The sequence below is a fragment of the Pseudomonas sp. R37(2017) genome (genome assembly GCF_002113375.1).
GTDB lineage: Bacteria > Pseudomonadota > Gammaproteobacteria > Pseudomonadales > Pseudomonadaceae > Aquipseudomonas.
Genome location: NZ_NEHO01000002.1, coordinates 446,276 through 462,602 on the forward strand (window position 1 = coordinate 446,276; position 16,327 = coordinate 462,602).

Annotated in this window: 19 protein-coding genes; 6 read left to right on the forward strand and 13 right to left on the reverse strand. The window is 61.6% G+C overall.

Translation table 11 applies throughout. The features are described from left to right. The 5 genes from CAG47_RS05245 to CAG47_RS05265 form a co-directional block, all read right to left on the reverse strand. Complete coding sequence (locus CAG47_RS05245) at window positions 1-1,140, reverse strand: homoserine O-acetyltransferase (RefSeq protein ID WP_085723862.1); 1,140 nt, start codon at window positions 1,138-1,140, stop codon at window positions 1-3. A gap of 184 nt (window positions 1,141-1,324) precedes the next feature. Beyond that, window positions 1,325-1,618 carry a DUF167 domain-containing protein gene (locus CAG47_RS05250; RefSeq protein ID WP_085723863.1) on the reverse strand — a complete coding sequence of 98 codons (294 nt, stop codon included), beginning with the start codon at window positions 1,616-1,618 and terminating at the stop codon, window positions 1,325-1,327. 4 nt (window positions 1,619-1,622) lie between these two features. After that, the gene (locus CAG47_RS05255; protein ID WP_085723864.1) at window positions 1,623-2,213 is read right to left on the reverse strand and encodes a YggT family protein; all 591 of its coding nucleotides are present in this window, start codon (window positions 2,211-2,213) and stop codon (window positions 1,623-1,625) included. Window positions 2,214-2,223: 10 nt separating this feature from the next. After that, complete coding sequence (proC, locus tag CAG47_RS05260; protein WP_085723865.1) at window positions 2,224-3,042, reverse strand: pyrroline-5-carboxylate reductase; 819 nt, start codon at window positions 3,040-3,042, stop codon at window positions 2,224-2,226. A 35-nt stretch (window positions 3,043-3,077) separates the two neighbouring features. Continuing rightward, window positions 3,078-3,764: a YggS family pyridoxal phosphate-dependent enzyme gene (locus tag CAG47_RS05265; RefSeq protein ID WP_085723866.1), complete on the reverse strand. Its 687-nt coding sequence runs from the start codon at window positions 3,762-3,764 to the stop codon at window positions 3,078-3,080. Between the two features lie 56 nt (window positions 3,765-3,820). On the opposite strand from CAG47_RS05265, the gene CAG47_RS05270 reads away from it, so the two are divergent. Next, entirely contained in the window at window positions 3,821-4,855 is a 1,035-nt protein-coding gene (locus CAG47_RS05270) for a type IV pilus twitching motility protein PilT (protein ID WP_085723867.1), read from the forward strand. A gap of 131 nt (window positions 4,856-4,986) precedes the next feature. On the opposite strand, the gene CAG47_RS05275 is transcribed toward CAG47_RS05270, so the two are convergent. Continuing rightward, complete coding sequence (locus CAG47_RS05275) at window positions 4,987-5,607, reverse strand: C40 family peptidase (RefSeq protein WP_085723868.1); 621 nt, start codon at window positions 5,605-5,607, stop codon at window positions 4,987-4,989. Between the two features lie 250 nt (window positions 5,608-5,857). On the opposite strand from CAG47_RS05275, the gene CAG47_RS05280 reads away from it, so the two are divergent. Beyond that, window positions 5,858-6,286, forward strand: a complete 429-nt coding sequence (locus CAG47_RS05280) for an NINE protein (RefSeq protein ID WP_085723869.1) — start codon at window positions 5,858-5,860, stop codon at window positions 6,284-6,286. A gap of 96 nt (window positions 6,287-6,382) precedes the next feature. Here CAG47_RS05280 and CAG47_RS05285 read toward each other — a convergent pair whose 3' ends face one another. The 7 genes from CAG47_RS05285 to gshB all read right to left on the reverse strand — a co-directional run bounded on the left by CAG47_RS05285 (window position 6,383) and on the right by gshB (window position 12,344). Beyond that, window positions 6,383-7,654 (reverse strand): dihydroorotase, encoded by a 1,272-nt coding sequence (locus CAG47_RS05285; protein WP_085723870.1) that lies wholly within the window; start codon window positions 7,652-7,654, stop codon window positions 6,383-6,385. Next, window positions 7,651-8,655, reverse strand: a complete 1,005-nt coding sequence (locus CAG47_RS05290; RefSeq protein WP_007939362.1) for an aspartate carbamoyltransferase catalytic subunit — start codon at window positions 8,653-8,655, stop codon at window positions 7,651-7,653. Before CAG47_RS05290 ends, CAG47_RS05285 begins: the two co-directional genes overlap by 4 nt. A gap of 27 nt (window positions 8,656-8,682) precedes the next feature. Beyond that, window positions 8,683-9,186, reverse strand: coding sequence for a bifunctional pyr operon transcriptional regulator/uracil phosphoribosyltransferase PyrR (gene pyrR, locus CAG47_RS05295; protein WP_085723871.1), 504 nt, complete (start codon window positions 9,184-9,186; stop codon window positions 8,683-8,685). Window positions 9,187-9,264: 78 nt separating this feature from the next. Continuing rightward, on the reverse strand, window positions 9,265-9,702 hold the full coding sequence (gene ruvX / locus CAG47_RS05300) for a Holliday junction resolvase RuvX (RefSeq protein WP_085723872.1): 438 nt from the start codon (window positions 9,700-9,702) through the stop codon (window positions 9,265-9,267). Then, complete coding sequence (locus CAG47_RS05305) at window positions 9,702-10,274, reverse strand: YqgE/AlgH family protein (protein WP_085723873.1); 573 nt, start codon at window positions 10,272-10,274, stop codon at window positions 9,702-9,704. Before CAG47_RS05305 ends, ruvX begins: the two co-directional genes overlap by 1 nt. A gap of 92 nt (window positions 10,275-10,366) precedes the next feature. After that, window positions 10,367-11,266 carry an energy transducer TonB gene (locus tag CAG47_RS05310; protein WP_085723874.1) on the reverse strand — a complete coding sequence of 300 codons (900 nt, stop codon included), beginning with the start codon at window positions 11,264-11,266 and terminating at the stop codon, window positions 10,367-10,369. Window positions 11,267-11,372: 106 nt separating this feature from the next. Continuing rightward, window positions 11,373-12,344: a glutathione synthase gene (gene gshB, locus CAG47_RS05315; RefSeq protein ID WP_085723875.1), complete on the reverse strand. Its 972-nt coding sequence runs from the start codon at window positions 12,342-12,344 to the stop codon at window positions 11,373-11,375. Between the two features lie 360 nt (window positions 12,345-12,704). Between gshB and pilG the strand changes: the two genes are divergently transcribed. The 4 genes from pilG to CAG47_RS05335 all read left to right on the forward strand — a co-directional run bounded on the left by pilG (window position 12,705) and on the right by CAG47_RS05335 (window position 16,295). Continuing rightward, the gene (gene pilG / locus CAG47_RS05320; protein ID WP_085723876.1) at window positions 12,705-13,109 is read left to right on the forward strand and encodes a twitching motility response regulator PilG; all 405 of its coding nucleotides are present in this window, start codon (window positions 12,705-12,707) and stop codon (window positions 13,107-13,109) included. Window positions 13,110-13,166: 57 nt separating this feature from the next. Then, window positions 13,167-13,532: a twitching motility response regulator PilH gene (gene pilH / locus CAG47_RS05325; RefSeq protein WP_085723877.1), complete on the forward strand. Its 366-nt coding sequence runs from the start codon at window positions 13,167-13,169 to the stop codon at window positions 13,530-13,532. A gap of 10 nt (window positions 13,533-13,542) precedes the next feature. Continuing rightward, window positions 13,543-14,082: a chemotaxis protein CheW gene (locus CAG47_RS05330; RefSeq protein WP_085723878.1), complete on the forward strand. Its 540-nt coding sequence runs from the start codon at window positions 13,543-13,545 to the stop codon at window positions 14,080-14,082. Window positions 14,083-14,234: 152 nt separating this feature from the next. Then, window positions 14,235-16,295 (forward strand): methyl-accepting chemotaxis protein, encoded by a 2,061-nt coding sequence (locus CAG47_RS05335; RefSeq protein ID WP_085723879.1) that lies wholly within the window; start codon window positions 14,235-14,237, stop codon window positions 16,293-16,295. Window positions 16,296-16,327: the final 32 nt, after the last annotated feature.

A 16,327-nucleotide genomic window follows, 5' to 3' on the forward strand; every position in this document is an offset into this window, starting at 1 on the left:
TCACAGCGTAATGCGGTTCATGTAGTTGCCGAATGCCTGCAGGTAGCGCGGGATCGGAATCAGGAAGGCGTCGTGGCCTTGCGGTGCGTCGATCTCGAGGTAGCAGACGTCCTTGCGCGCGGCCATCAGTGCATCCACCAGCTCCCGCGAGCGGGCAGGGGAGAAGCGCCAGTCGGTGGTGAACGACATCACGCAGAAACTGGCTTTGGCACCTTCAAAGGTTTTCGCCAGGTTATCGTCGAAGTTCGCCGCCGGATCGAAGTAGTCGAGCGCTTTGGTCATCAACAGGTAGGTGTTGGCATCAAAGCGCCCGGAAAACTCTTCGCCCTGATAGCGCAGGTAGCTTTCCACCTGGAACTCGACGCTGTGGAAGTCGTAGTTGAGCTTTTCGCTCTTGAGGCCGCGGCCGAATTTCTCGCCCATGGAGTCGTCGGACAGGTAGGTGATGTGCCCGACCATCCGCGCCAGCATCAGGCCGCGCTTGGGGATCACGTTGTGTTCCTGGAACGATCCGCCGTGGAACTCGGGGTCGGTGAGGATCGCCTGGCGTGCCACTTCGTTGAAGGCGATGTTCTGCGCCGACAACTTGGGCGCCGAGGCGATGGCCAGGCAATGCCGGATGCGGTCAGGGTAGGTGATGCTCCATTGCATCGCCTGCATGCCGCCAAGGCTGCCGCCGATCACGGCCGCGAACTGGGCGATGCCGAGGCGATCAGCCAGGCGCGCCTGGCTGTGCACCCAGTCTTCGACGGTCAGGACCGGGAAGTCGGCGCCGAACGGTTTGCCAGTCTCCGGGTTGATGCTGCTCGGCCCGGTGGAACCGTTGCAGCCGCCGAGATTGTTCAGGCTGACCACGAAGAACTTGCGGGTGTCGATTGGCTTGCCGGGGCCGATGCAGCTGTCCCACCAACCGGGTTTGCGGTCGTCGACGCTGTGGTAGCCGGCGGCGTGGTGGTGACCAGACAAGGCGTGGCAGATCAGTACGGCGTTGCTCGCCGCAGCGTTCAGCGTGCCGTAGGTTTCGTAAATCAGGTCATAGGCGGCAAGCGAACGACCACAGGCCAAGGCCAGCGGCTCGCTGAAGTGCGCCACTTGCGGCGTCACCAGACCAACAGAATCGGGGGGGAAGGCAGCTGGCATCGACCCTGCTCTCATTGAAATGAGGCGTAAGTCTAAAGACCGCTGGGGTTAGCGGCAAGCAAAGGCCCGAGCTGATTTGTTCGCTCAAGACCGAGGTATGCCATTCGCGAGCAGGCTCGCTCCCACCTTGGAATGCGTTCCCCTGTGGGAGCGGGCTTGCTCGCGAAGGCAGCGCCTCGGTATATCAGTTCTGTCGTGCCAATCCAGGCAAATCCGGCAACTTCTTCGGCGAGCAGATCCGCACCCGCTTCTGCCGATTCAACTCGCCACTGATCAGACTGACCTGGCTCTTGGACACGCCAAAGGCCTTGGCCAGAAACGCCATCAGATGCGCGTTGGCCTTGCCTTCGACCGGCGGCGCGGTCAGGCGGATCTTCAGGCGATCACCGTGCAGCCCGCAGAAATCATCGCTACGGGCCGCCGGTTGCAGGTGGCACTCCAGAATCAGGTCGTCACCGTCCCAGCGAAACCAGCTCACCGGGTCAGATCAGCACGCGGAGGATTTGCGGCATCATGGTCATGGCGGCGAGGTTGTTGATCACCAGCATGTCGATCAGTTTGATCGCCAGGAATGCGAAGATCGGCGACAGATCCAGTCCGCCAAGGTTTGGCAGGAACTTGCGGAACGGTGCCAGGGCCGGCTCGCAGATGTCGTTCACCAGTTCGGCGCCCGGGTTGTGGCTGCCCGGGGCGACCCAGGACAGGATCACGCTGATGATCAGGGCAAAGAAGAAAATATTCAGGAACAGCGCGGTCACACCGATGATCGACCAGATCAGCAGTTGCAGCGGATTGCCAGTGGTGCCGTAGGTCAGCAACAGGGTCAGGGCCATCAGTGCCAGTTGCACCAGGATCGCCAGCACCAGCGAGGACATGTCCAGGCCGAACACGCTCGGGATGATCCGGCGCAGCGGCTTGAGCAGCGGCTGGGTGGCTTTCACGGCGAACTGGCAGATCGGGTTGTAGAAGTTCGCCCGCACCAGTTGCAGTACGAAGCGCATCAACACGATCAGCAGGTACAGACTGCCGAGGGTTTGCAGCACGTAGACCGCTGCGGTGTTCAATCCAATCATGAAAAGCTCCTTATTGGCCCAGTTGTTCGGCCATCTCGGCCGAGCGATGCGCGGCAGCGCCGAGTGCTTTTTCGACCAGGGCTTCAAAACCATTGGCCTGGAACGACTTGATTGCAGCTTCCGTGGTGCCCGCAGGCGAGGTGACACGGCGGCGCAACTCGGCCGCGTCGACGTCGCTGGAAACAGCCATGTGGGCGGCGCCCAGTGCGGTTTGCAGCGTCAATTGCGCGGCGATGTCCGCCGGCAGGCCAAGTTTCACGCCGGCGGCGGTCATGGCCTCGATCAGCAGGAAGAAATACGCCGGGCCCGAGCCAGAAACGGCGGTGACGGCATCCAGTTGCTGCTCCTCGCTCAGCCACAGGGCGATACCGACCGCGGACAGCAGCTCCTGGGCCTGCTGACGCTGTTCGGCGGTCACTTGGGCGGTGGCGAACAAACCGCTCACGCCCTGACGCAGCAGCGCCGGCGTATTGGGCATGCAGCGCACGATCGGCTGGGCGCCGAGCCAGTTGTTCATGCTGGCGCAGGTGATGCCCGCGGCAATCGAAACCACCAGTTGATCGGGCTTGAGGCTTGGGCGCAGGGCCTCGCACACGGCTTTCATCGCCTGTGGCTTGACCGCGAGGACGACGACGTCGGCGCCGTCGATGGCCTGGGCGTTGTCGGCGAAGGTTTCGATGCCGTGTTCGGCAGTCACGCGGGCGCGGGTTTCTTCACCCGGATCGCTGGCGCGGATCTGCGCCGCTTCCAGACCCTTGGCCCGCAGGCCGCCGATCAGGCTGGCGGCCATGTTGCCGGCACCGATAAAGGCAATACGCGTCTTGCTCATGTCAGGTCCTTATAAAGAAGAGGGTCAGCCATGGGTTATGGCCGATCGTAACTGCGAGCGCCGAACAGGGCCGTACCAATACGGACCCAAGTGGCACCCTGGGCAATGGCCGACTCCAGGTCGTGGCTCATGCCCATGGAAAGTGTGTCGAGTGGCAGATTCAGGCTCGCTTGCAGGCTCTGTACGGCAGCGAACGCGGCATCCTGGGCGGCGCGATCTTCAGTCGGCTCAGGGATGGCCATCAGCCCGCGCAACTTCAAGCGCGGCAGAGCGTTGATGGCATTGGCCAGGGCAGGCAGATCGGCTGGAGTACAGCCGGATTTGCTGGCTTCACCGCTGACATTGACCTGAATGCAAATGTTCAGGGGCGGCAAGTCGGCGGGGCGTTGTTCGGACAGGCGTTGTGCGATTTTCAGGCGATCCACGGAATGCACCCACTCGAAGTGCTCGGCGATAGCGCGAGTCTTGTTCGATTGAATGGGGCCGATGAAGTGCCAGATCAAGGGCAGGTCGGCCAGTTCCAGTTGTTTGCCCAGCGCTTCCTGCAGGTAGTTCTCGCCAAAGTCGCGCAGTCCGGCGGCGTAGGCTTCACGCAGGTCTTGCGCGGGTTTGGTCTTGCTCACGGCCAGCAGATGGACGCTGTTTTCGCTGCGATTGGCGGCGAGCGTTGCGGCATGAATGCGCGAACTAACTTCGAGAATGTTGTCTGCTATGGTGGACATCAAGAGGCGCCAGCGGTCTGAAGGTTCGCGGCATTCTACTGGAATTGAGAGGCGCAATGGATATCACCGAACTGCTGGCATTCAGCGCTCGACAGGGTGCATCCGACCTGCACTTGTCCGCCGGCCTGCCGCCGATGATTCGGGTGGATGGCGATGTGCGGCGCATCAATCTTCCGGCTCTCGATCATGCGCAGGTGCAGACGCTGGTCTACGCCATCATGAATGACGCCCAGCGACTGGACTTCGAGAAGCATCTGGAAACCGACTTTTCCTTTGACGTGCCCGGTGTGGCGCGGTTTCGGGTCAATGCATTCAATCAGAACCGTGGCGCGGGCGCCGTGTTTCGCACCATTCCGTCGAAAGTGCAGAGCATGGACGAACTGGGCATGGGGGATGTGTTTCGCAAAATGACCGATGCGCCCCGTGGCCTGGTGCTGGTGACCGGTCCCACCGGTTCTGGCAAGTCCACTACGCTGGCGGCGATGATCGATTACCTGAACACCCATCGCCATCACCACATCCTCACCATCGAGGATCCTATCGAGTTCGTCCACGAGCCGCGCAAGTGCCTGATCAACCAGCGCGAAGTCCATCGCGATAGCCGTAGCTTCGCCAGCGCTTTGCGTTCGGCACTGCGGGAGGACCCGGACGTGATCCTGGTAGGGGAGATGCGCGATCTGGAGACCATTCGCCTGGCGTTGACCGCCGCCGAAACCGGCCATCTGGTATTCGGCACGCTGCACACCACGTCGGCGGCGAAAACCATCGACCGCATTGTCGATGTGTTTCCGGGGGGCGAGAAGTCGATGGTGCGCTCGATGCTCTCCGAGTCGCTGCTGGCGGTGGTATCCCAGACTCTGGTGAAGAAGGTCGGTGGCGGGCGCATCGCAGCCCGCGAGATCATGCTGGGGACGTCGGCGATCCGGAACCTGATCCGCGAGGACAAGGTGGCGCAGATGTATTCGGCGATTCAGTCGGGAGGGGCGCTGGGAATGCAGACGCTGGATATGAGCTTGAAGGACCTGGCGGCCAGGGGGTTGATCAGTCGTGATCATGCACGGGAGATGGCGCGGTCGCCGGATGGTTTTTGAGAAGGGTTTGCGGTGCTTTCAAGGGCCTCATCGCGAGCAGGCTCGCTCCCACATGGACTGCATCAATCCTGTAGGAGCGAGCCTGCTCGCGATGGGGTCATCAAGCACAACGCAGGTTCTGGGCGCTAAACTCAGCGCTGAACAACCCGCAACTGATTCGGTTCTTTCGGCAGAACCCGCTTGGCAACCACGTAGTGGTTTTCCCAGTAAGGTTTCTTCAACGTGTCGATGCTCACCGACTTGCCGCGACGTGGCGCGTGGATGAAACGGTCGTTGCCCAGGTAGATGGCAACGTGATTGACCCGACGGCTCTTGATGTTGAAGAAAATCAGGTCGCCCGGCTTCAGGTCGTCGCGATCGACTTTCTCCCCATGACCGCTGGCCATGGCGTTGGAGGTGCGTGGCAGGTCGAACGTGGCGTCGTTGAACGCGTATTTCACCAGGCCGCTGCAATCGAAGCCTTTGCTTGGGCTGCTGCCACCCCAGCGATAGGGTGTGCCAAGGACGTTCACGGCACGGCTGAGCACGTCACTGCTTTCCTTGGTGCCCATCGGTGGAACCAGGCCGCTTTTGTTGCCGGCCAGGGTTGGAGCATGTTTAGCGGATTTGTTGTCTTTGCTCGAAGGAGCAGAAGCATGGGATTTTGGGGTGTAACCATTAACGTTAGGAAGACGTTGCTCACGATTGGTGGCGTGGGCGGCCAGTGGCATCAAAAGGCAAATGGTTAGCCATGTCTTGAAAAATGAACGCATAGGCAAGGCTCTGAATAGGTTAGCGCGCAACTTTATAACAGCTTTTTTGCCGCTTCCGAGGCCGTTGGTCGATTCAACCTGGGGGGCAATGGTGGCAAAAAAGCGGCAAAATGGCGTAATTGTCGGACAGAAGTCCGGTGTTACAAGGCTTTGACGGGTGCCAAGGTAGCACTTGCCATACGTCGGCTGCCTGTAAAAAAGTCACAAAGAAATGAAGAATATTTATCTATTGCGTGAATCGAGGTCATTCATGAACCCCTATCAACAGACTGTTCCGCAACAAGACACCCACAGCAAGGTGATCGGTTACCTGCTATGGATTTTCGGTTTTACCGGTGCTCACCGCTTCTATTACGGCAAGCCGGTGACCGGGACGATCTGGTTCTTCACCTTTGGCTTGCTGGGGATCGGCTGGCTGATCGACCTGTTCCTGATCCCGGCGATGGATCGCGAGGCCGACCTGCGGTTTACCGCCGGTCCCATCGAATACAACGTGGCGTGGATCCTGCTGACGTTTCTCGGGGTGTTTGGCGTACACCGGATGTATCAGGGGAAATGGATCAGCGGGCTGCTGTACCTGCTGACGGGAGGGCTGTTCTTTCTGGGGGTGCTGTATGACTTCTGGACGTTGAATGACCAGGTTTCCGTGCGTAATGCGCAGAACAGAGGCGCCTTCTAGTGCGCCTTCGCGAGCAGGCTCGCTCCCACAGGGTTGGCGTGTAGCCACAAATCCACTGTGGGAGCGAGCCTGCTCGCGAATGCAGGCGACGCGGTCTTAAGCCTGGTGGCTGATCCGCCCATCCACCAGGGTATAACGCACTACACCCGGCAGGCTGTGGCCGATGAATGGGCAGTTTTCGCCCTTGGACAACCAGGTTTCACCGGCGACTGTCGAGGCCGCCGGGTCGAACAGCACGATATCCGCCGCACCACCCACCGCCAGTCTGCCTGCCGGCAGGCGCAAGGCCTCGGCCGGTCCGGCGCTCAGGCGTTTCAGCAACGTCGGCAGGTCCAGCAGGCCATCCTCGACCAGGGTCATCGCCAGCGGCAACAGCAGTTCAACGCTGCTGATGCCTGGCTCGGTCGCGCCGAACGGTGCCAGCTTGGCATCACGCTCATGGGGTTGGTGGTGGCTGGAGATCGCCGAGATTACCCCCGATTTTACCGCTGCGCGCAGGCCTTCGCGGTCGGCGCGGGTGCGTAGCGGCGGCTGGACGTGATACAGGCTGCTGAAGTCGATCAGGGCTTCATCGGTCAGGATCAACTGGTACAGGGCGACATCCGCGGTGACCTTCAGGCCCCGCGCCTGGGCCTGGGCGATCAGCTCCACGCCGCGGGCGCTGGTGAGCTGGCTGAAGTGTGCGCGTACGCCGGTCTGTTCAACCAGCAGCAGATCCCGGGCCAGGGCGACGGTCTCGGCACTTTCCGGAATGCCCGGCAAGCCAAGGAAGCTGGCGGTCGGACCTTCGTGAGCCAGGCCGCCCTCGGCCAGGTCGTGATCCTGGGAATTGAAAATCACCGTCAGGTCGAAGGTCGCTGCGTAGTCCAGTGCACGGCACAGGGTGCGGTTGTTGCGGAAGCTCTCCAGGCCATTGCCGAAGGCCACGCAACCGGCATCGCGCAGTGCCACGAGCTCGGCAAGCTGTTCACCGTCCAGGCCTTTGCTCAGGGCGCCGATCGGGAAGACTTTGGTGTTGCCGGCCTCTCGGGCGCGGTCGAGGATCAGTTCGGCTACCGCCGAGGTGTCCAGCACCGGTTTGGTTTTTGGCGGGCAGCACAGGCTGGTCACGCCGCCAGCCGCCGCTGCGCGGGTTTCGCTGACAATCGAGCCTTTGCGGCTGTAGCCCGGCTCGCGCAAGGCAACGTTGAGGTCGACCAAGCCGGGAGCGGCCACCAGGCCTTTGGCGTCGATCGTGTCGACGGCGACAAAGCCGGCTGGCGCCGCGCCAAGGGCGACGACTTTGCAGGCTTCAATGTGGATATCGGTTACTTGATCCAGGCCACTGGCTGGATCGATCACGCGGGCGCCGAGAATGCTGAGCTTCACTGGGCGTTCTCCTGCTCGAATTGGCGTTGCGCGGTCTGCCCGCTCATGGCCATGGACAGTACCGCCATACGAATGGCGATCCCGTAGGTCACCTGGTTGAGAATCACCGAGTGCGGACCGTCAGCCACCGCCGACTCGATTTCCACGCCGCGGTTGATCGGCCCCGGGTGCATCACGATGGCATCGGGCTTGGCGCCGGCCAGGCGCGCGGTGGTCAGGCCGAACAGGCGGTAGAACTCGCCTTCGCTCGGCAGCAGGCCGCCGGTCATGCGTTCACGCTGCAGGCGCAGCATGATGACCACGTCGACGTCTTTCAGGCCTTCGGTCATGTCGGTGTAGACCTTCACGCCGTATTGCTCGATGCCGATCGGCAACAGGGTTTTCGGCGCGATGACGCGGATGTCCGGGCAGCCGAGGGTTTTCAGGGCCAGCATGTTCGAGCGCGCGACCCGCGAATGCAGGATGTCGCCGACGATGGCCACCGAAAGGTTTTCGAAACCGCCCTTGTGCCGACGGATGGTCAGCATGTCGAGCATGCCCTGGGTCGGGTGCGCGTGCCGACCATCGCCGCCGTTGATGATCGCTACCTGCGGGCAGACATGCTCGGCGATGAAGTGCGCGGCACCGGAGTCACCGTGACGCACGACGAACATGTCGGCGGCCATGGCTTCGAGGTTGCGCAGGGTGTCGAGCAGGGTTTCGCCTTTGCTTGCCGACGATGTCGACACGTTCAGGGTGATCACGTCCGCCGAGAGCCGCTGGGCCGCCAGTTCGAAGGTGGTGCGGGTGCGGGTCGAGTTCTCGAAGAACACGTTGCACACGGTCTTGCCGCGCAGCAACGGGACTTTTTTCACGGCCCGGGCGCCGACTTCGAGGAAGGAGTCGGCGGTGTCGAGGATTTCCGTCAGCAGCTCGCGGCGCAAACCGTCGAGCGAGAGGAAGTGGCGCAGCTGGCCCTGATCATTGAGCTGCAGCGGGCGCTTGGTTTCTAGAGGCGTCATCGCAAGGGGGACTCTCAATAGGGCGAATTAAAGGGCGAGGTCTTGCAGTTCGAGTGCGAGTTCCGGACCGGACAGCTTCACCCGTTCGTGGGCGGCCAGCGACAGGGTCGCGCCAACCACGTTCGGACGGATCGGCAGTTCGCCGGCGTCCAGGTCCAGCATGCACACCAGCGTCACGCTGGCCGGGCGACCGTAGTCGAACAGTTCGTTCATGGCGGCGCGGATGGTTCGGCCGCTCATCAGCACGTCGTCGATCAGCACCAGGTGCTGGCCTTCGATCTCGAACGGCAGCGCCGAGGGGCGAACCTGTGGGTGCAGGCCGTTCTGGCTGAAATCGTCGCGGTAGAAGGATACGTCCAGGGTGCCGAGGGGCTCATCGCTGCCCAGCTCCTTGAGCAGGGCCTGGGCCACCCAGACGCCGCCGGTACGGATGCCGATGAAGCGCGGGTCGCTGATGCCGCGGTGTTCCAGGTGAGCCTTCAGGCGCTTGGCCATCTGGCTGATCAGTTCGGCGGGATTGGGCAGGCTCATGGTTGCTCCTTCTTTGGCCCGAGCCGGCTTGTGCGGGAGTGGCTCGGGTTGTAGCTAAGAGAGACGCGCAGCGGCTCTTCAGGATTCAAACAGTGCGGTGTTTTCGTCCAGCCAGCCTTGCAGTAGCAGGGCGGCGGCGATGGCGTCGACCGGGTTGTCGCGGTAACTGCCTTTCTGGCCGCCACGAGCCAGGCGTTCGCCCTTGGCCTCGAAGGTGGTCAGGCGTTCATCGTGGGTATAAAAGGGCAGGTTGAAGCGGCCGTTCAGGCGCCGCGCGAACTTTTCCGCTCGGGCGCACATGTCGCTGGGCGTGCCATCCATGTTCAACGGCAGGCCGACCACCACGGCATCGGGTTTCCACTCCTTGATGAGGGCTTCGAGCTGGTTCCAGTCGGGGATGCCGTTCTGCGCTTTCAGGGTGCACAGCTCGCGGGCCTGGCCGGTCACTACCTGGCCGACCGCAACGCCGATCTGTTTGGTGCCGTAGTCGAATCCGAGAATCAGCCGCAGGGCCATCAGGCGTGCCCCGCCTGGCTGGTCAGCAGGCTGAGGTTGATGCCCAGGTGCTTGGCGGCCGCTTCCAGGCGATGTTCGCTGCTGGTGTTGAACAGGATGTCTGCGTCAAACGGGCAGGTCAGCCAGGCGTTCTGCGCCAGTTCGGCTTCCAGTTGCCCGGCTTCCCAACCGGCATAGCCGAGGGCGATCAGGCTTTTTTCCGGACCGACGCCGTCAGCGATGGCGAACAGTATGTCCTGGGTGGTCGACAGGGATAAGTCGTCTTCCAGATCAACGGTTGCCTGGAAGCTCAGCCCTTTGGGGTGCAGGACGAAGCCGCGATCGGTCTGCACCGGACCGCCGATAAAGATCGGCACGTGCTGGCAGAGCGCTGGCGGTTCGATATCCGGGCGCAATTGCTCAAGGATATCGGCCAGATTCAGCTCTTGCGGACGGTTGACCACCAGTCCCATGGCCCCATTGGCCGTGTGCTCGACGATGTAGGTCAAGGTGTGCGCAAAGTTCGGGTCGGCCATGTGTGGCATGGCGATCAGGAATTGATGCTTGAGGTAGCTGGGGCTGACGTTTTTCATGTGCGCTAGTGTGGCGTTCGGGGGACGAACTGACAAGCTGGGGATGGCGCAATTTGGTGGTCGACACCGCTCCCACAGGGGATTTGTGGCGGTCAGTTACTTGAAAGTCTGTCCCCGCGGGCAAATTTCCAGGTCCGGATGATCTCCAGCCGGTCAACATCCGACAGATCGCCGGTAAAGGGTGCAAACGGCGCCGCCAGCCGGACGATCCGTTGCGCCGCCTGGTCCAGCAGCGGCTGGCCGGACGACTCCAGCACCAACACTTCATACAGCGAACCGTCGCGGTTGATCGATACCATCAAGCGCAAGTTGCCGTAGATCTGTTTGCGCCGCGCTTCGTCGGGGTAGTTGAGGTTGCCGATGCGCTCGACTTTCTTGCGCCATTCGTCTTTGTACCAGGCGCCCTTGTCGCGCATGGTCGAGGCCGCGCTCAAGCGGTGAATGCGCGGGCGTTTGGCATACAGCTGCTGTTCGGCGGCCAGTTCCGCTTCGAGGCTGGCGATGTCGCTGGACAGTTGCTCGCTGTCGAACGTCGGTGCCTGGACCTGGGGCTTGACCTCGGCCTTGGGTTCCTCTGTCTTGGCCGGAGCTTTCTTCGGCTTCGGCGCCACGGTGGTCACGGCAGCCTTGGGCGGGGCTTCCTGGACTTCAGGTTTGGCAGCCGGCGGAGGTGTGACTTTCTGTACCTTGTTGTCCTGGAATGGCGCGACTTCGGTGGTCTTGGGAATCGCCTTTTTATCCAGGGTGCCACTGCCTTGCTGATTCTCCTGGGCCAGGAAATCGGCTTTCTCGGGCTTCTTTTCGCTCTTGAAGGTGGCGAGGGTGATTTCCAGGGTTTTGCTGATCTGCCTGGGCTCGACCACTGCAAACCCGACGCCCAGCAGCAAGGCCAGGTGGATCAACGCTGCCAGGAACAGGGTAAAACCGAGGCGATCGGCCGGGCGCACGCCACGCTGGGCGAGTTCGGCAGGCAGATCGGACGGGAGGGTCATGGCAAAAAAACCAACATCGCGTTTTTACGAGCCCGGCATGATAACGCAATGTTGGTTTTTAGCTTCAAGCTCTAAGCTTCAAGCGACAAGCTGTATTCCGCACGCTTCAAGCTTGCCGCTTGAGGCTTGCAGCTTGCAGCTGCTTCTCTATGGCATCCATCAGCATGCCGCCAATATCGGTGCCAAACGCGTTATCAATCTCGCGAATGCAGGTCGGGCTGGTGACGTTGATCTCGGTCAGGTGCTCGCCGATCACGTCCAGGCCAACGAACAACAGGCCTTTTTCACGCAGGGCCGGGCCGACTTGCGCGGCGATCCAGCGGTCCTTGTCGGTCAGCGGACGGGCTTCGCCACGACCACCGGCGGCGAGGTTGCCACGGGTCTCGCCCTGGGCCGGAATCCGTGCCAGGCAGTAATCCACAGGCTCGCCATCGATCATCAGGATGCGCTTGTCGCCATCGACGATGGCCGGCAAGTAGCCCTGGATCATGATTTGCTGCTGGCCATGCAAGGTCAGGGTTTCAAGAATCACCGAAAGGTTCGGGTGGCCGGCGGTGTGGCGGAAAATCGAGGAACCGCCCATGCCGTCCAGCGGCTTGAGAATTACATCGCCATGGTGGTCGGCGAACTCGCGCAGTACGTCCGGACGGCGGCTGACGATGGTCGGCGGCGTGCACTGCGGGAACAGCGTGGCGAACAGCTTTTCGTTGCAGTCGCGCAGGCTTTGCGGCTTGTTGACCACCAGCACGCCGGCGCGCTCGGCCTGTTCCAGCAGGTAGGTGGAGTAGACGAACTCCATGTCGAACGGCGGATCCTTGCGCATCAGGATCACGTCGAGATCGCTCAGCAACGCATCGCTTTCGGCGCCCAGTTCGAACCATTTTTCCGGGTTGGCGAACACTTGCAGCGGTCGCATCCGCGCCCGGGCCTGGCCCTCGCCCTGATACAGGTCGCGCTGCTCCATGTAGAACAGCTCCCAGCCACGCTTCTGCGCGGCCAGCAGCATGGCCAGCGAGCTATCCTTTTTATAGGAAATGCTGGCGATAGGGTCCATGACAATCCCGACGCGAACGCTCATTGGGTTTTCCTCTGAAGTGGGTGAGGCCTATGCCGATCCCTGTGGGAGCGAGCCTGCTCGCGATGGACTTCAGAACTCCGCATTCAGCCTGCGGACACGCGTCATCGTTGGCGACCATCGCGAGCAGGCTCGCTCCTACAGGAGATCAGTCCAAAGGACCGTATAAAAGTGGCGTCAGAGTGGCGCTGAGTGTGTTCCCGGTCAAGGAAAAACCACCTTGCGGGTCGGCCGATAGATTGGTTCCGGAGACTGTGCTAAAAAGGCTGCCATGTCGTGCCGGCCCTTGAACATCAAGGGTTTCGAGCCACGTTAACCGGCAAACGGACAAATTGTTTCACAAAGGCGACGGTAGAGCATTTTATGGAACAGCACCCCAACGCCTTGAAGGTCATGGTGATCGATGATTCGAAGACGATTCGTCGCACCGCCGAAACGCTGCTCAAGAACGTGGGTTGTGAGGTCATCACCGCCATCGACGGTTTTGATGCCCTGGCCAAGATTGCCGACAATCACCCCGGCATCATCTTTGTCGACATCATGATGCCGCGCCTGGATGGCTACCAGACCTGCGCCCTGATCAAGAACAACAGCGCGTTCAAGTCCACGCCGGTGATTATGCTGTCATCCAAGGACGGGCTGTTCGACAAGGCCAAGGGGCGCATCGTCGGCTCTGACCAGTTTCTGACCAAGCCGTTCAGCAGGGAAGAATTGCTTGATGCGATCCAGGCCCACGTTCCTGGTTTCGCCGCCGTTTTGCCGCAGTAGGACACGCACAGTGACGCTCGGCCATCGGGCCCGGCGTCGACAAGAATGGGGAAGACCATGGCACGTATTCTGATCGTCGATGATTCGCCGACCGAAATGTACAAACTGACCGGTATGCTGGAAAAGCACGGTCATGAAGTGTTGAAAGCCGAAAACGGTGCCGACGGCGTGGCCCTGGCCCGCCAGGAAAAGCCCGATGCGGTCCTGATGGACATCGTCATGCCCGGTCTCAACGGCTTCCAGGCAACCCGCCAACTGACCAAGGACCCGGAAACCGGGCACATCCCGGTGATCATCATCACCACCAAGGATCAGGACACCGACAAAGTCTGGGGCACGCGCCAGGGCGCCAGGGATTACCTGACCAAACCGGTCGACGAAGACACCCTGGTCAAAACCCTGAACAACGTGCTGGCCGGTTGATCGTCAGCTCATGAACGAGTCGCTGACGGCATTCGAACTGCTGCTGCAAATCGACCGGCGCTGTCGTTTGCTGGCGGCGGACTTGCCGTCCCAGCCGCCCCGACGGGACAGTTGGAGCGGCATCGGTTTTCGCCTGGGCGAGCACTGGTACGTCGCGCCCATGAGCGAAGTCAGTGAAGTCTTGCACGAACCTCGCTCCACTCAGTTGCCGGGGGTCAAGCCCTGGGTCAAGGGCGTTGCCAACTTGCGTGGGCGATTGCTGCCGATCATGGATTTGTGCGGCTTTTTCGGACATGAGCTTTCGGCGGTGCGCCGACAGCGGCGAGTGTTGGTAGTGGAGCACGAAGAGGTGTTTGCCGGGCTGCTGGTCGATGAAGTCTTCGGCCTCCAGCACTTTGCCCAGGACAGCCTGGAGCCGGTGCCGGCAGACGAGTCGAAGGGACCGATGGCGACGTTCGTCAAAGGCCGGTTTCAGCGCGAGCAGAGTTGGCAGGTGTTCAGCCTGTTTGCGTTGACGCAGTCCCAGGGGTTCATGAACGTCGCGGTGTAACCGGAACAACAGAGCACCTTGTGGGAGCGAGCCTGCTCGCGAAGGCGGCAGTCCGTTCAACATTGATATTGGCTGATCTACCGCTTTCGCGAGCGGGCTCGCTCCCACAGAGTCCCGGGCGAACCCGGAAATGGGTAAACAGGCGAGGACCGATGATAAAAGCAAAAGCAGGCAAGCCAATGGAAGGGTCGCGCAGCCGGTCGCAGATTATCGTGCTGTTCATCGCGCTGATCATCTTCATCATGCTGCTGTTCGCCAATTTCGCGTACCTCAACACCCAGGCTACCTACGACAAACAGTACATCGGCCACGCCGGCGAGCTGCGCGTGCTGTCCCAGCGCATCGCCAAGAACGCCACCGAAGCCGCCGCCGGCAAGGCTGCCGCGTTCAAGTTGCTCAGCGATGCGCGCAACGACTTTGCCCGGCGTTGGGGCTATCTGAAAAAGGGCGACCCGGCCACCGGCCTGCCGCCGGCCCCCACCACCGTGCGTCCTGAGATGCGTGCGGTGCAGCAGGACTGGGAGCGCCTGCTGAAAAACACCGATGCGATCCTTTCCAGCGAGCAAACCGTACTGTCGCTGCATCAGGTTGCCGCCACCCTGGCCGAAACCGTGCCGCAGTTGCAGGTCGAATACGAGAAAGTCGTCGAGATTCTCCTGCAAAGAGGCGCCCCGGCTGCCCAAGTGGCGATGGCCCAGCGCCAATCGCTGCTGGCCGAGCGAATCCTCGGCGCGGTCAATACGGTATTGGCCGGCGACGAAAATTCACAGCAGGCCGCCGATGTGTTCGGACGCGACGCCACGCAGTTCGGCAAGGTGCTCAACGGCATGCTGCAGGGCGACCCGGCGCTCAAGGTCAGTCAGGTCGAAGACCGCGACGCCCGTGCGCGACTGGCGGAGATTGCCGAACTGTTCGAATTCGTCTCGGGCTCGGTGGACGAGATCCTCGAAACCTCGCCGGAGCTGTTCAAGGTCCGTGAATCGGCCTCGAACATTTTCAGCCTGTCGCAAACCCTGCTCGACGAAGCCTCTCACCTGGCCAGCGGTTTTGAAAACATGGTGGGCGGGCGCACCACAGATACCATTGGCGGTTATGTGCTGGGCTTGCTGGCGTTGGCTTCGATCATCCTGATCGGCCTGGTAATGGTGCGTGAGACGAATCGTCAGTTGCGCGAAACCGCCGAGAAAAACGAGCGTAACCAGAACGCGATCATGCGCTTGCTCGACGAGATCGAAGACCTGGCCGACGGCGACCTCACGGTGACCGCCTCGGTGACCGAAGACTTTACCGGCACCATCGCCGACTCGATCAATTACTCCGTCGACCAGTTGCGCGACCTGGTCGCGACCATCAACCTCACCGCCGGCCAGGTTGCCGCCGCCGTGCAGGAAACCCAGGCCACCGCCATGCACCTGGCCCAGGCTTCGGAACATCAGGCCCAACAGATTTCCGAGGCGTCCATGGCGATCAACGACATGGCCGAGTCCATCGACCAGGTATCGGCCAACGCGGCTGAGTCGTCGGCGGTTGCCGAGCGTTCGGTGGAAATCGCCAACAAGGGCAACGAGGTGGTGCACAACACCATCCACGGCATGGACAACATTCGCGAGCAGATTCAGGACACCGCCAAGCGCATCAAGCGCCTGGGCGAGTCCTCACAGGAAATCGGCGACATTGTCAGCCTGATCGATGATATTGCCGACCAGACCAACATCCTTGCCCTCAACGCGGCCATCCAGGCGTCCATGGCCGGTGACGCCGGGCGCGGTTTCGCCGTGGTCGCCGATGAAGTGCAGCGCCTGGCCGAGCGTTCGTCCGCCGCCACCCGGCAGATCGAAACCCTGGTGCGGGCGATCCAGGCCGATACCAACGAAGCGGTCATCTCCATGGAGCAGACGACGACCGAAGTGGTGCGCGGCGCCCGTCTGGCGCAGGATGCCGGTGTGGCCCTGGAGGAAATCGAAGGCGTGTCCAAGACGCTCGCGGCGTTGATCCAGAGCATTTCCAATGCGGCGCAACAGCAGACGTCGTCGGCCGGCCAGATTTCCCTGACGATGAACGTGATCCAACAGATCACTTCGCAGACCTCGTCAGGCTCCACCGCCACGGCCGACAGCATCGGCAACCTGGCGAAAATGGCCAGCCAGTTGCGTCGCTCGGTGTCCGGCTTCACCTTGCCGGCGGCCAAGGCGCAAGCTGTAGACAAGGCGTGAACCGCCCGCAGGTAGAACTATTGTGACTGGAG